The sequence below is a fragment of the Meridianimarinicoccus roseus genome (assembly GCF_003172915.1).
GTDB lineage: Bacteria > Pseudomonadota > Alphaproteobacteria > Rhodobacterales > Rhodobacteraceae > Meridianimarinicoccus > Meridianimarinicoccus roseus.
The window spans coordinates 1-2,635 of sequence record NZ_QGKU01000027.1 but is presented as its reverse complement, the minus strand read 5'-3'; the positions used below and the strand labels follow the sequence as shown (position 1 = coordinate 2,635).

Sequence of the window (2,635 nt, the reverse complement as noted above, 5' to 3'; positions counted from 1 at the left end):
GGTAGTGCCCCGCGGCGTGGTGTAAGAGGGCCGGCCTTCGGAGAGGCTCGAGTTGGTCAGGTCGCCACGGCGGGCAGTCTGACGTTGTGAGTATCGGTGATGCGGGCCAGCGACTCCAGCCCCATGTAACGGCGCGCGACGGCCCACTCGTCGTTGGTTTCGATCATCAGCGCGCCGACCAGACGGATGATGGCCGCGTCGTTCGGAAAGATCCCGACGACATTGGAACGGCGCTTGATCTCCTTGTTGACGCGCTCAAGCGGGTTGGTCGAGCTGATCTGCGCCCAGTGCTCCCTGGGGAAGTCCATGTAGGCGAGCACGTCGTCGCGGGAGGCGTCCATCATGGCGCCGAGCCGGTCATTCTTCTCACGGAGGGCGTCGGCGATGGCGTCCCACTGGGTCTCCGCCTCGGCCTTGGTCTCCTGGGCGAAGATCGTCTTGAGCATTGCGGCCACGGCGGTGCGGCTCTTGGCCGGGGCATGGGCGAGCGCGTTTCTGAGCCAGTGCACGCGACACCGTTGGTGGGTCGCATCGAACACTCGGCGGGCTGCGGCCCTGAGCCCCTTGTGATCGTCGGCCACGACGAGCTTCACGCCGCGCAGGCCGCGATCGGCGAGAGAGCGCAGGAAGCCAGTCCAGAACGTCTCCGCCTCGGAGGGGCCGGTGGCGACGCCGAGCACCTCGCGTCGGCCGTCCCCGTTGACCGCCACCGCGATTATTACGGCACGGCTGATGATCCGGCCGTTCTCGCGCACCCGGATGTAGGTTGCATCGAGCCAGAGATAGGGCCAGGCGCCCTCGAGAGGCCGGGTGAGGAATGCCAGCACGCGCTCGTCGATCTCGGCGCAGAGCCGACTCACCTGGCTCTTAGACACGCCACTCCCGCCCATGGCACGCACCAGATCGTCCACGGCGCGCGTCGAGACGCCGTGCACATAGGCTTCCTGGATGACGGCCACGAGGGCCTTCTCCGCCGTCCTGCGCGGTTCGAGAAAGCTCGGGAAGTAGCTGCCCTTGCGCAGCTTCGGGATCGCCAGGTCGATCCGGCCGGCGCGGGTCTCCCAGCCTCTCTCGCGGTATCCATTGCGCTGCGTGGTGCGCGCCGGTGTGCGCGTTCCTTTTGGCGCGCCCGTCGCAGCCTCGACCTCCATCTCCATCAGCCGCTCGGCGGCATAGGCGAGCATGTCGCGGACGAGATCCTCGTCGGCGGACTTCTCCACCAGCTCCATCAGGGTCATTCTATCGTCGGTCATCGTCGTCTCCGGTTCGGTTCCAGGTTTCGCAACCCGAACCTTCTCCGAAGACCGGCGATGGCCGCCAGCGTCACCGCCGGCCGCGCGCTGCGCTGCGCCGGAGGCTCCGCGCGCGGCCTCCTCCTACACCACGTCCGGGGGCACTGCTCTCTGTCACAGCCAGCCCAAGAAGGTCATCCCCTGGCGCCAAGGGCCATATCTGCAGAAAATAGTCACGAAGGATGCTGCGAAAGCCCGCAAAGGCATCGTCATCAAGATAGCTGCCCCTAAGGTGTCGGAGGAGCGGACCCAACTCTCCCAGCGTTCCGATGTGGCCTCCGTCCTCCGATCGCATAAGAAAGTCCAGAGCCGCTCGGATCCCGTCGGGGCCTTGCGAGACAAAGGCAAAGCCCGTGGCCTTGGCGCGCCGATCTTCCGGGGCCTCGCCCTGTTTGCGCAGCAAGGCTGCACCGATGAACTCACAGAGTGTGATCGCCGGAAACACTGGCTGTGAGGCCAGCCATGTGTCGTCCGCAGCGATACCCTGCGATAGACGCTTATCGAGCCAAAGGTCATAGTCGGTAGGATCAATGCGCATGCGGTCGAATGATCCAGCTCGCAGGTCCGGCAGGATTTCCGCCAAGCTCGCTCCAATGTCATCCCGCTCAATTGGGGCGCGAGCTAGACCACAAGGGAACCAACGGATGATGGTGCTGCTGGCAAATATCAACACCTCTGCAGAGCCAGTCCCCCCGCAAGGCAATGTGCCGCAATGGATGGGGCTGATCGGCTGCATGCTCGCGCATGCAGTGTGGAGAGCCCCGAATGATCGGGTTTCGTAGGGCCCGCGAGACGAAGACTTCCTTCCGAACCCGCACCCGGACGTCTCCGATGCGTTCACCTGTCCAGGAGAGCAACTCGGCGAGCTGCGTGGCCGACAGCTTTGCGCGTTCTGCAAAAATCGCGACGGCCTCTTCCGTCCTGCTCAACGATACGCCGAAAGGTGATACCAAAATCGAGAACGAAGTTGACAACGTCCGTCCCATTTAGGATTGCCATGCGCGAAAACAGCGACGGGAGCGTCTCACGGCGTTGTTGCGCAACTCGCGCTTGAGACGTGACTGCCCCTTGCCCCACTAAACTCAGGCCACGCGGACGATCTCGGCGGTGCCGAGGGCATTGAAGCGGTTCATGACTGAGCAGGCGAACGCCACCGGTTCGAGAGAGGCTGCGAAGGATGCGGATTTGGATTTCGGCGGTTTGGCGGTCTGGGTCTCTTGCGCTGATGCGTTCTCCGAAGGCCTTCAGGCACCGCATCTTTGCTTCGATCCGGCTTCGGACATGGTATCCGGTCCAGCGTTTCCAGAATGCCTTGCCGTAGTGTCGGGTGGCGCGCAGGGTTT

At 64.1% G+C, this 2,635-nt stretch carries 2 protein-coding genes and 1 pseudogene; all 3 read right to left on the bottom strand.

Features of this window, described 5'->3' with window-relative positions; all coding sequences use genetic code 11:
* Positions 1–56: 56 nt before the first annotated feature.
* Positions 57–1,253 carry an IS256 family transposase gene (locus tag DKT77_RS06815; protein WP_109809696.1) on the bottom strand — a complete coding sequence of 399 codons (1,197 nt, stop codon included), beginning with the start codon at positions 1,251–1,253 and terminating at the stop codon, positions 57–59.
* A 644-nt stretch (positions 1,254–1,897) separates the two neighbouring features.
* On the bottom strand, positions 1,898–2,278 hold the full coding sequence (locus DKT77_RS21490; RefSeq protein WP_420798300.1) for a TniQ family protein: 381 nt from the start codon (positions 2,276–2,278) through the stop codon (positions 1,898–1,900).
* Between the two features lie 96 nt (positions 2,279–2,374).
* A pseudogene (locus DKT77_RS06805) lies at positions 2,375–2,635 on the bottom strand (hypothetical protein); the annotation flags it as partial.